Source organism: Moorena producens 3L (assembly GCF_000211815.1).
GTDB lineage: Bacteria > Cyanobacteriota > Cyanobacteriia > Cyanobacteriales > Coleofasciculaceae > Moorena > Moorena producens.
On the sequence record NZ_GL890840.1, the window covers coordinates 141,448 to 157,401 of the forward strand.

The 15,954-nt window shown below is 42.8% G+C and carries 16 protein-coding genes and 1 pseudogene; 4 read left to right on the forward strand and 13 right to left on the reverse strand.

Annotation, left to right across the window (positions count from 1 at the left end; all coding sequences use genetic code 11):
* On the reverse strand, window positions 1-943 hold a 943-nt coding region (gene psbB, locus LYNGBM3L_RS47080), incomplete at its 3' end, for a photosystem II chlorophyll-binding protein CP47 (RefSeq protein WP_044492403.1).
* 1,155 nt (window positions 944-2,098) lie between these two features.
* Here psbB and LYNGBM3L_RS37995 point away from each other — a divergent pair.
* Together LYNGBM3L_RS37995 and LYNGBM3L_RS07165 are read left to right on the forward strand one after the other, a co-directional pair.
* The gene (locus tag LYNGBM3L_RS37995) at window positions 2,099-2,566 is read left to right on the forward strand and encodes an IS607 family transposase (RefSeq protein ID WP_229414350.1); all 468 of its coding nucleotides are present in this window, start codon (window positions 2,099-2,101) and stop codon (window positions 2,564-2,566) included.
* Window positions 2,463-3,695 carry an RNA-guided endonuclease InsQ/TnpB family protein gene (locus LYNGBM3L_RS07165; RefSeq protein WP_075873603.1) on the forward strand — a complete coding sequence of 411 codons (1,233 nt, stop codon included), beginning with the start codon at window positions 2,463-2,465 and terminating at the stop codon, window positions 3,693-3,695. The genes LYNGBM3L_RS37995 and LYNGBM3L_RS07165 overlap by 104 nt, the downstream gene beginning before the upstream one ends.
* Before the next feature lie 221 nt (window positions 3,696-3,916).
* Here the strand turns inward: LYNGBM3L_RS07165 and LYNGBM3L_RS07170 are convergent, their stop codons facing one another.
* Window positions 3,917-4,237, reverse strand: coding sequence for a hypothetical protein (locus LYNGBM3L_RS07170; RefSeq protein WP_008180860.1), 321 nt, complete (start codon window positions 4,235-4,237; stop codon window positions 3,917-3,919).
* A gap of 326 nt (window positions 4,238-4,563) precedes the next feature.
* On the opposite strand from LYNGBM3L_RS07170, the gene LYNGBM3L_RS42965 reads away from it, so the two are divergent.
* Together LYNGBM3L_RS42965 and LYNGBM3L_RS38000 are read left to right on the forward strand one after the other, a co-directional pair.
* Window positions 4,564-4,722: a hypothetical protein gene (locus LYNGBM3L_RS42965; RefSeq protein ID WP_154659698.1), complete on the forward strand. Its 159-nt coding sequence runs from the start codon at window positions 4,564-4,566 to the stop codon at window positions 4,720-4,722.
* Between the two features lie 236 nt (window positions 4,723-4,958).
* Window positions 4,959-6,092 (forward strand): annotated as a pseudogene (locus LYNGBM3L_RS38000) (IS630 family transposase).
* Between the two features lie 85 nt (window positions 6,093-6,177).
* Here LYNGBM3L_RS38000 and LYNGBM3L_RS07185 read toward each other — a convergent pair.
* The 11 genes from LYNGBM3L_RS07185 to LYNGBM3L_RS45505 form a co-directional block, all read right to left on the reverse strand.
* The gene (locus LYNGBM3L_RS07185) at window positions 6,178-6,792 is read right to left on the reverse strand and encodes a class I SAM-dependent DNA methyltransferase (protein ID WP_008180862.1); all 615 of its coding nucleotides are present in this window, start codon (window positions 6,790-6,792) and stop codon (window positions 6,178-6,180) included.
* A gap of 51 nt (window positions 6,793-6,843) precedes the next feature.
* Window positions 6,844-7,755: a phytanoyl-CoA dioxygenase family protein gene (locus LYNGBM3L_RS07190; protein ID WP_008180863.1), complete on the reverse strand. Its 912-nt coding sequence runs from the start codon at window positions 7,753-7,755 to the stop codon at window positions 6,844-6,846.
* 136 nt (window positions 7,756-7,891) lie between these two features.
* Entirely contained in the window at window positions 7,892-8,293 is a 402-nt protein-coding gene (locus tag LYNGBM3L_RS48455) for an FAD-binding protein (protein WP_161603133.1), read from the reverse strand.
* An 11-nt stretch (window positions 8,294-8,304) separates the two neighbouring features.
* Entirely contained in the window at window positions 8,305-9,300 is a 996-nt protein-coding gene (locus LYNGBM3L_RS07195; RefSeq protein ID WP_008180865.1) for an FAD-dependent oxidoreductase, read from the reverse strand.
* A 15-nt stretch (window positions 9,301-9,315) separates the two neighbouring features.
* Window positions 9,316-9,705, reverse strand: a complete 390-nt coding sequence (locus LYNGBM3L_RS07200) for a pyridoxal phosphate-dependent aminotransferase family protein (protein ID WP_008180867.1) — start codon at window positions 9,703-9,705, stop codon at window positions 9,316-9,318.
* A 252-nt stretch (window positions 9,706-9,957) separates the two neighbouring features.
* Entirely contained in the window at window positions 9,958-10,629 is a 672-nt protein-coding gene (locus LYNGBM3L_RS07205) for an HAD-IA family hydrolase (RefSeq protein WP_008180869.1), read from the reverse strand.
* Between the two features lie 74 nt (window positions 10,630-10,703).
* Window positions 10,704-11,657, reverse strand: a complete 954-nt coding sequence (gene queG, locus LYNGBM3L_RS07210) for a tRNA epoxyqueuosine(34) reductase QueG (RefSeq protein ID WP_008180872.1) — start codon at window positions 11,655-11,657, stop codon at window positions 10,704-10,706.
* 64 nt (window positions 11,658-11,721) lie between these two features.
* The gene (locus LYNGBM3L_RS07215) at window positions 11,722-12,465 is read right to left on the reverse strand and encodes a Stp1/IreP family PP2C-type Ser/Thr phosphatase (RefSeq protein WP_008180875.1); all 744 of its coding nucleotides are present in this window, start codon (window positions 12,463-12,465) and stop codon (window positions 11,722-11,724) included.
* A gap of 294 nt (window positions 12,466-12,759) precedes the next feature.
* On the reverse strand, window positions 12,760-14,463 hold the full coding sequence (locus tag LYNGBM3L_RS07220) for an ABC1 kinase family protein (RefSeq protein ID WP_229414387.1): 1,704 nt from the start codon (window positions 14,461-14,463) through the stop codon (window positions 12,760-12,762).
* Between the two features lie 169 nt (window positions 14,464-14,632).
* Window positions 14,633-14,965: a DUF6825 family protein gene (locus LYNGBM3L_RS07225; protein WP_008180879.1), complete on the reverse strand. Its 333-nt coding sequence runs from the start codon at window positions 14,963-14,965 to the stop codon at window positions 14,633-14,635.
* 292 nt (window positions 14,966-15,257) lie between these two features.
* On the reverse strand, window positions 15,258-15,954 hold a 697-nt coding region (locus LYNGBM3L_RS45505; protein WP_044492406.1), incomplete at its 5' end, for a hypothetical protein.

Genomic DNA, 15,954 nt, shown 5'->3' on the forward strand with positions numbered 1-15,954 from the left:
CATAGTCATAGAATGCCAGCTTCTCTGGAATTGATGACCAAGCTTCTGACAAGCTAGCACCATCAGCCAATTCAGCTTGTACCCGTTGGTTAATTTCCTGTTGGAAATAACCCTGATCCCACTGATAGCGAGTTGGACCAAACAGTTCAATTGGGGTGGCAGCACTGCCGTACCACATGGTGCCTGCTACTACAAACGCAGCAAAAAATACAGCCGCGATACTGCTGGAGAGTACCGTTTCGATATTCCCCATCCGTAGAGCTTTAAACAATCGCTCTGGTGGTCGTACTGTTAAGTGGAATAAACCGGCAATAACCCCAACAACACCAGCAGCGATATGGTGAGCGACAATACCTCCAGGGTTATAGGGGTTAAAGCCTGCTGGTCCCCATTCTGGTGCGATGGGTTGAACACTACCAGTGAGACCATAGGCATCAGATACCCACATCCCAGGACCCCAAAGCCCAGTCAAGTGAAAGGCACCAAAGCCAAAGCAGAGTAAACCAGATAAGAACAGGTGAATGCCAAAAATTTTTGGCAAATCGAGAGCTGGGTCGCCACTCCGTGGGTCTCTGAACACATCTAAATCCCAGTAAACCCAGTGCCATACGGCAGCCAGGAACAATAAACCAGAAAGGATAATATGAGTTGCAGCGACACCTTCAAAAGACCATAAGCCAGCATTGGTTACGGTTTCACCAGTGATACTCCAGCCCCCCCAGGAATCAGTAACCCCTAGACGAGCCATAAAGGGCATGACGAACATCCCCTGACGCCACATCGGGTTAAGAACCGGGTCACTCGGATCAAAAATTGCCAATTCGTACAGGGCCATTGAACCAGCCCAGCCTGCCACCAGGGCTGTATGCATCAAGTGCACAGCTAGCAGACGTCCTGGATCATTCAGGACGACCGTGTGTACTCGGTACCAGGGTAGTCCCATTGACTACGCTCCTCCTAATATAGAGTTTTTACTTCGACGCTTCTTTTGATCAGTATGTTAGAAATCGCCTTGAAATCTCCCCCGCTTCAAACACAGAGGATTCTAAGAGTCACGTTGTTCGAGGGGTTAAAAACCTAATCTGACAACGCTTACGGTATGATTTCTTTAATTTGACACTGTTTGGAGAGCTTTCAAGCTCTCCGACCGACCTTGGTTAGGTGTGAACCTAACTGTATCGCTACTTGGGTAGCCACCCTAGATTTTGCCATTGGCAACTTAGGTAGGACAAAGTATGTATGAAACTAAAGTTTGTTTAAAGAAGTGTAACTATTGTTAGAGCCGATTGCAAGCGAACGGTCATGTTCTCAGCTTAGGGTCGGAAGCCTAAAACCAGCTATATTGCGCAAATTTCCCTTGTATTTGCCTAAATTAAAGCAATATAGCTTCTAAAATCTAAAAATTTTCAAATTCAGTCCGGTAGCCTCTTGACTAATTAGCAATAGTCGGACACAAATCAAAATGAAAAAGGTATGTTGAAAGGAAAAAGGCATAAGCATAGGACTTATGGCAAGTTGAGTTCAAACCATATCACCTAAAGCACTTAAGAGGGCAGGGGGAATAGGGGGAAGAGTCCAGAGTTGGGGAAAGCTGGGGCTAAAAGGGTTAGTAAACAGCTAGAGAAAATGTCGCAGAGTCTACCAAAAACTCTTATTATTTGTTAGACTTAAATTAGGGTAACACCGACAGGGATTATTATGTAACTTAAATTAAAGCCGAAAACCAAGGGTTTAATAGTTGCGGTTACATCCCGGTGTTAGACTTTTTTGACATTTTTATGGCGCTCGCGGGATATTCCCGAGAGCTTTGGGAGATACCCCCTGGATGCTATTGCATCTTGCCTTGGCGAGCCTTGGTCTATCTTGGTAGACTTTGGTAGCTAAAAAGTATCGGGATATAATTGGTTGTATTACTCATCCAGTTGTAGTTGCGAGCCAAGAAATTCGCCACGATCACAGCATCAGTGCGGGGGTTAGTGGACAGTATCAAAAACTTGTCCAATATCTACCATAAACTGCCAATCATTGGTAGTATTGACCGATGAGTTGAGTCCTACTTCGTAAGGCGGTCGAACTTACGGGATTATCCAAAAATAAATTGAGGAAGTACGCAGATAATGGCACAATTGATTCACTCACAACAGAAGGGGGGCATAGATTGTTTGACGTTGAAAACTACATCAAGCAATCAAAACCCAAGCATGATTACACAATCTGCTACTGTCGGGTCAGCTCAACAAAACAACGAGATGACCTTGACAGGGAAATCGCCTATATGCACTCACTCCCAGACTGCGAAATCATCAAGGACATCGGATCGGGGCTTAATTTCAAAAGATTTGGGCTTAAAACCATACTGGATAGACTTATGCGAGGAGATCAATTCACGCTTATTGTTGCCTGTAGAGACAGACTCGCCCGGTTTGGGTTTGAACTTGTACAGTACCTGGTCGAATCCAACGGTGGAAAAATCGTGGTTCTCGACAACCATGAAAGTTGCCTACACTCAGAGCTGGTCGCGGATCTTCTCTCCATTGTTCACCTCTTCAGCTGTCGAGTCCATTGACTCAGGAAGTACGGTAAAAAAATCAAAGAAGATCAAGATTTACCTTGATAAAAGCCAGAAACAGATGGTTAATCAATGGCTTGGAGTTTCCCGTTATGTTTTTAATAAGACCGTCGAGATACTTCAAGATGGCTCAGTAAAGGCTAACTGGAAACGGATCAAGACTGAGATTCTTAACAATCTCCCTGAGTGGTGCAAGGCAGTGCCTTATCAAATTAAGTCTATAGCGATTAAGGATGCCTGTACCGCCATCAGGGAAGCCAAGAAAAAATACCAGAAAACTGGGCAGGTCAATCGAGTTCGGTTTAGGTCTCGCAAAAACCCCGTCCAGTCTTGTTATATTCCTAAATCGGCTGTTACAGCTATTGGTATTTATCGCACAAAATTAGGCGAGTTAAGCTTTACTGAATCGCTACCAGATCACATTTGTGATTGTCGATTAACTAGCACCAACGGGAACTATTATCTAGTAGTTCCCTACAAAGCAGCCCCAAAAAAAGCCGAGAATCAAGGTAGGGTGGTTGCGCTCGATCCCGGTGTGAGAACCTTTTTGACATTCTTCAGCGAAAACTCTGTAGGGAAGATTGGTGAAGGAGATTTCTCTGGCATCCAACGCCTATGTGCTCACCTAGACAAGTTGGTTGGTAAAATCAGCTTTTCTAAAGGAAAGCAAAAGCGAAGAATGAAAAAAGCTGCCAGAAGAATGACTATCAAGATACAGAATCTAGTCAATGAACTGCATCACAAGGCGGCCAGGTTTTTGGTTGACAACTTTGATGTGATTTTACTCCCTACGTTCGAGACATCCCAGATGTCAAAACGTGGGAGTCGCAAGATTCACTCAAAGACTGTTCGCAATCTGATGAACTTGGCTCACTACAGGTTCAAGCAGTTCCTCAAGCACAAAGCTTTCGAGACTGGAAAGCAAGTCCTGGATGTGTGCGAAGCCTACACCAGCAAAACTGTCAGTTGGACAGGTGAGCTGGTCAAGATTGGTAGCAGCAAAATTATCAAATCAAAAGTTGATGGTCAGAGAATGGATCGAGATCTAAATGGCGCTCGTGGAATATTTATACGAGCTTTGGTAGATACACCCTGGATGAGAAATCATCTTGCATTGGCGGGCTAATATTTGCTTTTGGTAGATATTGGTAGCTAAAAAGTATCGGCTATTGATATGCACTGGCTATTAGGCTCCAATCCTATGGCTAGGGTTTTTTGATTAACTGCTAACCCTAGCTATAACTTTGATCACAAGTCGCAATCAAAAGTATTACTTCCTCATCTTCCCTATCCTCACCCTCTTCACCCTCTTCTTCCTTGTCCCCTGGTGCCTTTTCCCTGTATCAGTTAACCTTTGCCCCCTACCATGATTTCAGTATTTGTCATCGCTAAGCGTTCGATAACTTGCTCAGCAGTGATCAAGCGTTTTAGGACAACTTGACCAATAGTTTTTGCTGACTCAGGTGAAGTGTTAGGCATGGGTTTGACTTCAACCATAACCACAAGGTCTTCAACCTGATAGAGCCACAATTTTTCTCCTTGCTCTAGGATAGAAAGGTTCATTTGCTTAATTTCTGGCAGGCGTCGCCAAGCGTTTTCGTTCCAAAGACCTCCAAACTCCCAAACGCGCCCGACTATCCAGCCTTCCGATAAAAAGAAATATTTCACGTTGCTCTTCGCTAATCCTGCTCTATATTTCTATTTTCCACTCAAATTGAATTTTTCAGCTTAAATTGACGATTTAATTCAAATTTTATGCAACAACTGCAATTGGTGAATTTCAGGACTTACGCACCAAGCTTGGGGTGCATCTCATCTTTGTAAAAAAGAAGGGAAGTGCCGGAAGTGTCGGAAGCGTGGGGATTTTAGGGAGGGTGGGTAGTGTAGGCAGTTTGGGAATTTTATTAGAATTTTTGTTTAATTGCAAAAATGAGATGCACCCCCAAGCTTGTCGGTTAAGACTAGGTGTGGGGTGTAGTGGAAATTTATAGAATTTGACAAAATCATCAGTATATGATTTACAGCAGTCAGCTAAGGCGCTACAGATGGTGCTACTTGAGCTGCTATCAGCTATCAGCTATCAGCCAATTTCTGATCAAGATCAGGGAGTTATCCTTAAAGGAGGTATTGATATTTTTGTTCTCAAAGGTTAATTTTAGGTAAGCATATGCTTACAAAGCATTTTTACTTGACCATAGTTTTTTTATGTAGCTGCTTTGGGTATCGATTTATGGGTAAAATAATCGATTTATGGGTAAAATAATCGATAATCCAGATAAAAAAAAGGACAATAAAAGCCAATCAAATTCTTATATAACCTGGCTTTATAAGCTGTTCGGCATTTAAATTGGTATAATAAAAATTAATAAATAACCCAATAATAGGAAATATGCCAGCAAAAAATTATCTGACAGCAAAAAACAATACTTCAAAAAGCCTTAAAAATAGAAGAAAATGGAAATATTAGAGAACGTATTTTAATTTTGCTGTTGTTGAATAGTGGAAAAACACAGTTAGAAATTGCTGAAGTTTTGGGTTGTTCAAAGAACACAGTCTGTTATTGGTGTGTCCACGGAGATCCAGATGACTTAGAGAGTCTTAAAGATAAAAGAATGAAAGGCAATCACCAAAAAGCAACAAAACAATATATAGAAGTATTATTAGAATTAGTCGAAAAAGAACCCGAAGAATTAGGATATGAATTTGGTCGATGGACAGCTCAAAAATTAGCCGTTCATTTAGAAGATACAACAGGCATCAAGTTAAGTGGGTCTCAAGTTCGTAGGATACTAGTCAAGAAAAAATATGTTTACCTTTGGTCAAAGTATAGCTTAGATTCTAAAAAAGACCCTAAAAAAAGGGAAGCATTTAAAAAGAAACTAGATGAGTATTTAAAAATAGAAAAAGAAAGCCCAGAGCGTCTTCAGGTATGGTTTTGGGATGAAAGCGGATTTAGTTTGAGAGTCATCAGAAGAAAAAACTGGTGTAAAAGAGGAAAGCGAAAAAAAGTTAGAGGAGACCGTTCGCGCAGCGTCGGGCTTTGCCCGAAAGGCAAGGGAGAGTTAATGTGATGGGAGCTTTGCGATATTCAGATAAAAAAAGATTTGTAGATTTCCTCAAAAAAAGCAATAGTCAAACTTTTTATGAAGTTTTAAAAACCTTTTATAAAGAGCTAGAAAATGAATGGATGGAAGCGGGTAATCAACTAGAAGACTTTGCTAATAAAGGACCGAAAATCGTCATTATTTTAGACAATGCTAGTTTTCACAAAAAAGCCGAATATATTCATAAAATAGAAGAAGATATGCCGAATATTTATTTAGAATATCTTCCCGAGTATAGTCCTGATTATAACTTAATTGAATTGGTTTGGCATTCAGCAAAAGAATATATTGCCAATCGAGTTTTCAAATCAATTGAAGAATTAGAATGTTTGTTAAATCATCTTTTAAATGAAGGAGGGTTAATTATAAAATGGGTACGAAAAATAAAAAACAAAGGCAATGCTGTTATCACAGTTTAAATGCGCAACAGCTTACAACCTATTGGATTGGCTATATATAGACTCCAAGCTTGATATGACAAGCATTTAGTCCTCCACAGTCACCTCATGACGCGCCGTTTACCGAAAAGATCCAGTAATGGCCGTCGGCTTCAGTTCCCAAATAAGGCTGATCCATACGGCAATCAACGAGTTTAATCTTATCCTCAGATTGCAACTGTTTGTAGTAACCCTCAAAGTCGTAGGTGTTGTAATACGTTGTTTTGGTACTCATGATAATAGTTCCTCCTGGCTTTGTGACCTGTGCTAACCATTTCAGAGATTGAGGTTCAACAAAGTCCAGGGCAAACACACCACAGCAGAGGGTTAGGTCATACTGTCCATGCAGAAAAAATGGCAGTGGATGGTTTAAATCAACCCATCCAATTAAGGTTTGGTAGGCTCCAGTTTTATGGGCTTCTACAATCATGCCCTGGGATAAATCTGTCCCATCAATATGCCGAAAACCCTGCTCCTGTAAGCCTTTGCCAACCAACCCTGAGCCGCATCCCACATCAATGACCTTAAAATCAGGATTTGTTGGATTGATCAACACTTTGCCACTGTTGACTATTTCCATCAGATAACGAACGATGTATTCTGGCCCATCGTAGTTTCTGGCTGCAACATCTCGGTTGTAGTCCGGTGCCCATTGATCATAGCGTTCTTGGTGAGTCTGCATAACGGTAGACCTGCTTATCTAGAGAACAATCAAAATTGGTATCAAACATCCCTATTGCTTAACTGGGATCAGTCTTTGAGCTTTTGTCGTATTAAACAATGGACTCTCCATAATCAATTCACCCTCTTCCTTACAGACATCTAGGGCAAAAGTAGTGAAAAAGCCGTAGCCCAAAATGTCGATAAAGGGTTTAAGTTTTTGAACCCTATCTAAATCATAGGTTGAATCTGCTGCGATAAATCTCATCACAAAGGCTCTTCTCCTATTAATGGGACCCTCGGTCAATAGACAAGTCCGATGCATCACCTCCTTGTCAAACAAAAGTGCATCGCCTAATTCAAAGTCATCCGTTTCAGCCTGAGTTCTGAGAATTGTATCAACCTCAGGTGAGTTAACCATCAAAGATTCTAAACGCCCCATTTCCTCTTTCGATGGAGCTGCATCTTGTGCTTGCAAGCCTTGTACATAAGAAGAAAGGATTAATGCATAGTCATAAAGAAATCTTCCAGAAAATTTTTCCTTTGAGACATAGCTCATCCCTCCTGCTTGTGCATTTGTATCTATCTTGGTTAAGGGAATCCAAAGGGTACAGCCAAAATCTTCTAATTGCTGGCAGGCAAAACTCAACATATCGGCGTGCCACTCGAATCCTGAATTGGTGTTTTTCTCTATTTCATAGGCCATGTGTTGAGTAGAGAATAACGAGCATTCGCAAAGCTTCGCGAATGTTGATTGAAATAGAGGATGCTGAATTATTTCGATATCTTCATTGTTTTCCATATCAAATTTATACTTTGAAAATGCATCTTCATAGGCTATTTTTGCATCTTCAAGCTCCTGTGATAAGATTCCATCAAGACATTTTATTGCCTCTGGTGCAAGAAAACCTTTCAGCTTGACAAATCCTTTTTTTTTAAAATTGGCAATATCTTGCTCTGTTAATTTGAAGGATGAAGAAATCATTTTTGGTTCTGTTTAAATTCAAAAAAAACCATCAATATCTTACAAAGATTGAGAGGAAAAGTCAATCATTTTTACCATTAGGTAAAGTTAATTATTATTACGATTGAAAAATGGATCTGATTGGTCACTGAGGCTTCTAGGAAGGGACTTGAGTGTGGCTTGCAGCTTCTCTACCCGCGATTCGCCCAAAAACCAGACATTCCGTGATGGCACACCCCCCTAGACGGCAGGCTCCGTGAATACCGCCTGTGACTTCTCCTGCGGCATACAGCCCGATAATCGGGCGATCGCCTTTCCCCAGAACCCGCCCGCGAACATCAATTTTAAGGCCTCCCATAGTGTAATGCACTTTAGGCCATAATCGAACGCCATAAAAGGGGGAACTCAAGGGCTTGGCATAATCCCGTATAAATTTACCAAACTCTGGGTCTTGATGCTGTTCCACAAAGGAGTTATATCGACTGATGGTTTGGTTGAGTTTCTCTAAGGGAATCTGATACGTGCTTGCTAAAGACGATAGGGTCTCTAATTTTTTCACCACGCCTCGATCTAAATCAGGTTCGATCTCAATGCCAGTATTTTGCATTCCCGCAGTATCCGCAATACCAATACAAGGATGACCAATTCTAACAACTTATCTGTCCACCTTTTGCGATCAGCGAGTTCATTAATAAAGCGTTTTCCAGTAGCCGGATCAACCGCTAATCCATAGGCTAGCACCGTATAGCTAGCAAAGAGTGGAGCAATGCCATAGCCTGTTTCATCTGGAGAGACCCAGGGAGCAAGCTGAATCTGATCCAAATCGAGGCACTGGGCACCAATTCTGATGGCTTCTACCAAGGCTTCTGCGCTGGTATTGGGGACATTGGTGTGATCCAGATTGGGGGGGAGATGGGGAGCGTATTGCTGCCGAAAACCGGTATCTCCGGAGAAGCCCCCTGTTGCTAAAACGACTCCCTGGTTAACGTTAATCTGCTGGATCGGAGCTGATGGCTTGGTTGTTTGCACTTCTACTCCTGTGAGGATCGGATGGGTATCTCTCTGGGAGTTTACCAGTAATTTGCTCAGGCGAGTTTGGGTTCTAATTTCGACCCCGAGTTGCTTGGCTTTAGTCAACAGTGCAGTGATCATGGCGGCACCTGACACGTCTTCTGGTGTGTGGTTGCGAGGTACAGAGTGGCCACCATACTGATCCACTCGATCCTTGAATTTCACACCAAGTTCATTCGTGAGCCACTCAAAAGTGGGGTAGGATTGCTCGATCACCTGTTGAACCAAGCGCGGATTGTTTCTCTGTTGTCCTGCCTGGCACATATCTGATTTCAACAGGCTGAAAGAGTCTTGGATGCCTTCTCTGGCTTGAATCGGAGAACCCACAACGGTCACAGTTCCTCCACTAACAACTGAGTTACCGCCGAGGCTGTTTTCCTTCTCCAAGACAATGACTGATGCGCCAGCTTGGGACGCGGAGATCGCCGCACTCAGACCAGCAAAGCCACTCCCTACCACTACAACATCAGCGATCGCGTTACTAGTATCAGCCATATCATTCACTTGCTCTCAATATATGACTTTTGCCCAAGGTTTTGCTCCATGACTTGCATTGACTGCCGCACTCTTTCTGCCTGGCTGCTGTAGGGATAGTTCTGATTCCAGCACATAGCCTGCTAGCCGGGTTAAACCGGTTTCAATTTGATGGGCAGGGCAGGCAAAATTTAATCGTAAAAAGGCATGATCGTGCTCATGAAAATCAATGCCAGGAGTGGAACTCAGAGCATAATTCTGAGCCAGATGCAGCGATAATTCCATGGCATCTTGTTCTGCCTCTGCCACATCTACTAGCGCAAAAAAGCCAGCTTGAGGGTGAGTTCGCAGTTTTAATCCAAGGCGTTTGGCTGTGCGCTCAAACAGCAACCAATTGTAGCGCAACAGATATCGGTGTTTGCTCACCAATTCATCCCAGTGTTGTATCAGGTTCTCCGCAATCAGTTGGCTGGGTCAAAATGCAAGCACAGTAAGCTTTTAGGGATTGATAGTACACCTGTATGGGGTAACTTCAGTCTTGACAGGACTTGATTTACTCGCGGTGGGATTTTCATCCCTGGCTGACTATGGTTAGTAGTGCAAGATGTGATTTAAAATTGGCTGATATCAAATTATCATTGGTAAATTAACAAGTAATAAGTAACCAGTAAATAATTACTAATAACAAAATACTTTTGATTTAACTTTTGAGTTATCTAAATTAGATACTACTTCAGATAACTCCTGGGGTTCGTCGATCAAAAAATCGGGTTGATATTGAGCTAGGGCTTCTTTATAATTAAATCCCCAACTCACAGCAACTACTTTAATAGTATTTTTATTAGCTGCCTCAATATCCCTAGTTTCATCTCCGACATAGATCACATCAGCAGGATTTAAATTATGTTTTTTGAGGAATTTACGAATAACTTTTTCTTTCCCCAATATGGGACTCCCTGAGTCAACAAAATCAAAAAGCTTTACCCAAGAATTATGGGTCAGAAAAAGGTTAACGTTTTCTGCCGAGTTAGATGTCAATATCCCTAATTGGTAACCTTCAGATTTTAAATCATTTAAAACGTCAATTATTCCAGGAATAGGAGTTAAACTTTGAATATCTTGGCGTAATAGTTTTTGCACCTTTTTTAACAAAAACGGTATTTTAAACCTCGAAATACCCGATTGCTTAATAATTTCCCTAGAGCTTAAATGTCTAATTTGCTCCAATTTTTCAGCTGATGTGGGCTGATATCCAAATTCTCCCGCTAAGCTATTACTAATCTTGACAATGGCAGTAAGGGTATCAGCCAGAGTCCCATCAAAATCAAAAAGAATTACTTTTACACTCATTGAGCAATTAACAATTAACAATTCGCAATTCGCAATTCGCAATTCGCCACCCAAGTAATCAATGACTAGTCAGACTAGTCAACGGATTTTTGAGATGCATCAATATTAGCTTGGGCATTGCGCCGTAGCATATTTGGCTTAATACGCCGCAGCGCCGAAGCTGGAAACCGTCGATTCCACTCCTGATCAGATATAGTAGCTAATTCTGTGAGTCGAGGAGCCACATTCCAAGGGTAGGGCTGAAACTCTACCACATCAGTTTCTTTAGCAAAACGTTGGTTCCAGGGGCAAACATCTTGACAGATGTCACAACCAGCAACCCAGCCTTCTAAATGGGGTTTAATCGATTCCGGCAAGTTTTCAGCCCGATTCTCAATGGTATGATAGGCGATGCAGCGGTTGGCATCAACGACAAACGGTTTGGTAATAGCACCCGTTGGACAGGCTTGAATACAGCGGGTACAGCTACCACAGTGTGAGGTGTGAGGGGTATCTGGGGTCAAGGCTAGGTTAGTCAACACTTCCCCTAAAAATACCCAACTGCCATACTCCCGCGTAATTACATTACCATTTTTAGCAATCCAACCAATACCTGAGCGCTGCGCCCAGACTTTATCTTGTACTGGCCCTGTATCAGCATAGTAACGCACCTGGATTTCTTCTGCTTGTGCTTGTAACCAAAAGGTCAATTCCTTCAATTTTTTATGCATGACCTTGTGGTAATCTCTGCCCCAACCGTAACGGGAGATTTTCCCATACTCAGGGCTTTCGGGACGCTGCTGAGGGGTGTAGTAGTTGAGAGCAACAGAAATTACTGACTTCACCTTTGGCATACAGGCACGAATATCCAAGCGTCGAGGATTTGCCATCCAATCCATTTCTGCTTGATACCCTAACCCTAGCCAAGCCTTCAAGTTTTGCTCTGCTGAGTCATTATGATCAACATCCACAGCTGCAATGCCGACCTTATGAAAGCCCAGGGAGTGAGCTTTCTGTTTTACCTCAGTGCTAGTAACTGATATATCCAAGCTGTATTTACGAAATAACTCTACCTCTAGGGTGTGTTAATAACGCACCTTCACCCAAGACTTTTCATCCAACACCTTTCATCCTTTCCCCAATCTCTACAATAACCACAGTAATGTTATCCCTACCGCCTTGCTCTTTAGCCGCTTCAACCAGGATAACCAGAGCCTGATCAATACTTGAACTCTCTTGGAGAGAGGAAGCAATCAATTCATCGGAAAGTTCTTCGGTAAGTCCATCGCTACAAAGCAAAAGGCGATCGCATAATTTAACCTCTATCGGATAGACATCGACTTTAGGTAAATCCTTTCTGCCTAGACATTGAGACAGAACATGACGCCAGGGATGCATCCGAGCCTGTTTAGCTGTCAGTTCTCCCAACTTAACGGCTCTGGCTACCCAGGTGTGGTCTTCTGTAATCTTCTCTAACTTAGAATTTCGGAACCGATAGAGGCGAGAATCTCCTACATGAGAAAACCAACACTGGTCTTGACGGAACATCACCACTACGGCAGTGGTTCCCATATCTGACCGTTCTGGATGAGTTTGCTGATCGTTGAGGATAGCCTGATTGGCTTGATAGATCGCTTGTTCTAGTAACTCATCAGAAGGGGTTTGAGAGTTCCAATCCTTATTCAAATAAGTCTTAATCGCCTCAGTGGCGATTTTACTTGCCTCTTGTCCACCGGCATGACCACCCATGCCGTCGGCAACAATAAAGAAGCGACCGTCCGGGTCTATGTAGTAGTCATCTTGGTTAACTGTACGTAGTAAGCCCGGATCTGTAATACCGGCGAAGCAACTTTTCATCACATCGGTTGTTTACTGGCTTGATGCTTTAGACATCTCCAGAAACTCGGTTTTGACCCAGGCAGTGCAAGGGTTTGAGGTTAATTTTTGGAGATGTCTTTTCTGCTCGTCCGTGAGCTTCAGTTTGGTTTTGATGGATAGAAGCATAATTATTATCGACCTAATTCAGTTTAATTAAGGAAATGTCCAAAGATGTCCGGATAAATGCCGAAATATCCAACGATTTAGCCTCCTAGTACTTGCTAGTACAGTGGATAGATCGTGGAATAAGGAGTTATTACGACTTTACAACAACTACAACATCCGATCAAACCGGTCAAGCCGTCGGAGCAACCTAATTAAGGCAAATCCTAACATAGCTGCCACCAAAACGACTACCAAGGCTAGTACAACATTACCATTGACAAATAAAATAGTAGCCGAAAGGGTGAACGCACTGATTAATAAAGTATAGTTGGTTCCCAACTGAATACCACTCAGCCGTCGTAAAACCCGGTCTGATTCAATAGAGCGCACTCGAATGCGCAGGTCTCCTCTTTCTAATTTATCAATAGTACTTTCAATGCGCTGGGGCAAACCTAATGCTGTACTACTCATCTGTGCGGCTTGGCGTCCCAGTTCATTAATAAAGCTATTGTTGTCAGGAGTGTTGCCGTTGGTCATAATCTCTAGTGCGAAGGGTTTTGCAACTTCCATAAAATTAAATTCGGGGTCTAAGCCTTTACCCACTCCTTCCAGTGTAGAAAAGGCTCGCATCACAAATGTGAACGTTGCTGGGAATCGAAAAGGCTGGCCATAAGCAATTTCGTAGAGGTCATCGCTGATGTTACTGACCGATTGCTCCTCAAAGGGCTTATCCATGAAATTATCCAGCATGTACTGAACTGAGCGCCTTACCGGTCCCATATCACTCACTGGTGAGAGCGCACCCAATTCAATTAGGGAAGTCACCACTCGGTCGCCGTCTTTTTGGGCAATGCCAAACAGGGTTTCCATCAGTTGCTCGCGCACATTGGCCTTAATCTGCCCCATCATGCCAAAGTCGTAAAATATCAGGGAACCTTGATGACTAACCGCAATATTTCCCGGATGGGGGTCAGCATGGAAGAAGCCATCATTTAGCAACTGCTGTAGGTAAGCTTCTGCGCCCAGACGAGCGATTAATTTGCGGTCTAGACCAGCTGCTTCTAGAGCTTCGTAACTACTAATCTTAATCCCTGGTAAAAATTCTAGGGTCAAAACTCGTGATGAGGTATAGCGCCAGTAGACACGGGGTACCTTCACCCAGTCATAGCTGCGGAAGTTGCGCCGAAATGTATCTGCATTTCGACCTTCATTGAGATAATCAATTTCTTGCCAAAGAATGCGACAGCACTCTTCATAAATCCCGCTCCAGTCCCGACCACGCCCCCAGTCTGGATGGTTTTGAAAGTAATAGGCGATCCCCTTGAGAATTTGTAAATCAATGGTAAACAGTTTTTTTAAGCCTGGTCTTTGGACCTTAATCGCTACCTCTTCACCACTGCGAAGTTGAGCTTTGTGAACTTGCCCTAAGCTAGCCGCCGCCAGAGGAATTGGGTCAAAACCACTGAACAGTTCCTTGATGGGCTTGCCTAAATCTTCCTGGATGATCTGCTCAACTTGCTCGTAACTAAAGGCAGGAACCCGGTCTTGTAGTTTGCTAAGTTCTTCTACGTACTCACTGGGGAATAAATCGGCACGAGTGGAGAATAACTGTCCAACTTTGATAAACGTTGGTCCGAGATCTAAGAATGTATCTCGAATCCAGATAGCTTGTGTTTTGCGTCTATATGCCTGCTTTTGCTCCGTATATCCTCCCCGATAACTCCAAGGTTTCCCATCAAGCCACAACCCAGTCATGAGGGTCAAAACAAAACGCCAAATATCAATAAAACGCCTTTGACGGGAGTAATTTTCTTGATTCCACCGATAAGCTTTTTCGCTGTATGGCTTACCTATAGAACTTTGGCTAGACACATTGCGTTCCTGATCTAGTGTAAGGTTAATAGAGTTTTGAGAAAGAGCAGACACTCGGATTTCTCTGTAAGGTTTTTATCAAAAAAATAGCAGGTTATTAAAAAAAGATTAAAAAGCCTCGAAACTACTCCCTTTTGTAAATAATTTAGGGCAGTAACGATTAATCTTATCAAGATTGCTTGCGATAGTTTTTTAATTCAGTACGCAAGCTGGCAATTTCTGCTCGCAGCTCATCAATCATCGCTTGCAGATCAGCTGGCTTGGATCCTGTTTTACCTGTGTTACTACCTGTGTTACTAATAGTAGAATCAGCTGCTGCTCCGGCTTCCCGATTGGCACTTTCTATTACCTGATCGGTAAACTGCCGCAGTCGATCACGCTGCTCAGCATCAAACTTGCCTAACTCACTCAGGGCATTGGTCAGAGCATCCTCGAGCTGCCGATTAATGGCTTGAGCTGCAGCCCTACCCAGAAAAAAGGCATGAATTACAGAGTTACTCATTGATAAGTTTCTTTAGCTTACGTAACAAATTATAACGTACTTGCCCAGGATTATGAGTGAATTCAAATCTAGTTACTTGCCTCGTATATCCTCAGTTTGTCCAATCTGCCATGTCCTTTTAATTTAAAAATTTATTATTATATCACTTTATGTATTTAAATCTAACAGGACTTAGGAAGTAACTTTTCCTTAGTCGCCCTACTACTTATTAAGCGCGTTTGGTGGCCAGTGTGCTGTAAGTCCTGTACAAGTATGAATATGAATAAACCACCTTGATGAGGTTGAAGGTGTTTCAGAGTTGGGGTTCTGACAAAGGCCAATTGCTGCGAGGAGGGAAGGATTGATCGGTGTGGAAGATGGTAGAACCAGGTTCTTTTTGAGAGTTCATTCGCAGTGCGAAACCAAATCCTAATCCGGCTGAGGCGGCAAGAGCACCGGTCATCAGTAGGGCTTTCAGTGGGAATCCAGCTTTGGTAGTTTTGAGTTTTGAGGTTTGAGTTTTGAGCTTGGCGTGGACAGTTTTGAGAACAGCTAAGGTCTGAGTGCTCAGTTTTGAAGGCTGAGTGCTCAGTTTTGAAGTCTGAGTCTTCAGTTTTGAAGGCTGAGTGCTCAGTTTTGAGGGCTGAGTCTTCAGTTTTGAGGGCTGAGTCTTCAGTTTTGAGGGCTGAGTGCTGAGTTTTGGGGAAATTAATGACTTTTGCTGAGGACTCAGCACTTTCAATTGAGAACTGCTTTGAGGAACTTTCTCCTGAGTTGGCAGCAGCGATAACCAAGCTTCTACAGTTTGAGGACGTTGATTGGTGACCATGTGCAAGCCACGCCAGACTGCTTGTTTAACTACTGGAGTTAGGTTTTGTGGACATGGTGGTAAGTCCGGCAGGAAAAGAATATAGAAACCTTCCTGGGCATGCAATACTTCCCTGACTGGTGCGGGTAAGGGTGGGGTTCCAGTTAGCAAGCAGTAAAAGGTTGCGGTTAAAGAGTAGACA

Excerpts from the sequence above, each read along its gene's own strand:
- LYNGBM3L_RS07195 (WP_008180865.1), bottom strand. The coding sequence starts at position 9,300 with ATGGCTGATACTAGTAACGCGATCGCTGATGTTGTAGTGGTAGGGAGT.
- LYNGBM3L_RS07190 (WP_008180863.1), bottom strand. The coding sequence starts at position 7,755 with ATGATTTCTTCATCCTTCAAATTAACAGAGCAAGATATTGCCAATTTT.
- LYNGBM3L_RS07225 (WP_008180879.1), bottom strand. The coding sequence starts at position 14,965 with ATGAGTAACTCTGTAATTCATGCCTTTTTTCTGGGTAGGGCTGCAGCT.
- LYNGBM3L_RS07185 (WP_008180862.1), bottom strand. The coding sequence starts at position 6,792 with ATGCAGACTCACCAAGAACGCTATGATCAATGGGCACCGGACTACAAC.
- LYNGBM3L_RS07215 (WP_008180875.1), bottom strand. The coding sequence starts at position 12,465 with ATGAAAAGTTGCTTCGCCGGTATTACAGATCCGGGCTTACTACGTACA.
- LYNGBM3L_RS07205 (WP_008180869.1), bottom strand. The coding sequence starts at position 10,629 with ATGAGTGTAAAAGTAATTCTTTTTGATTTTGATGGGACTCTGGCTGAT.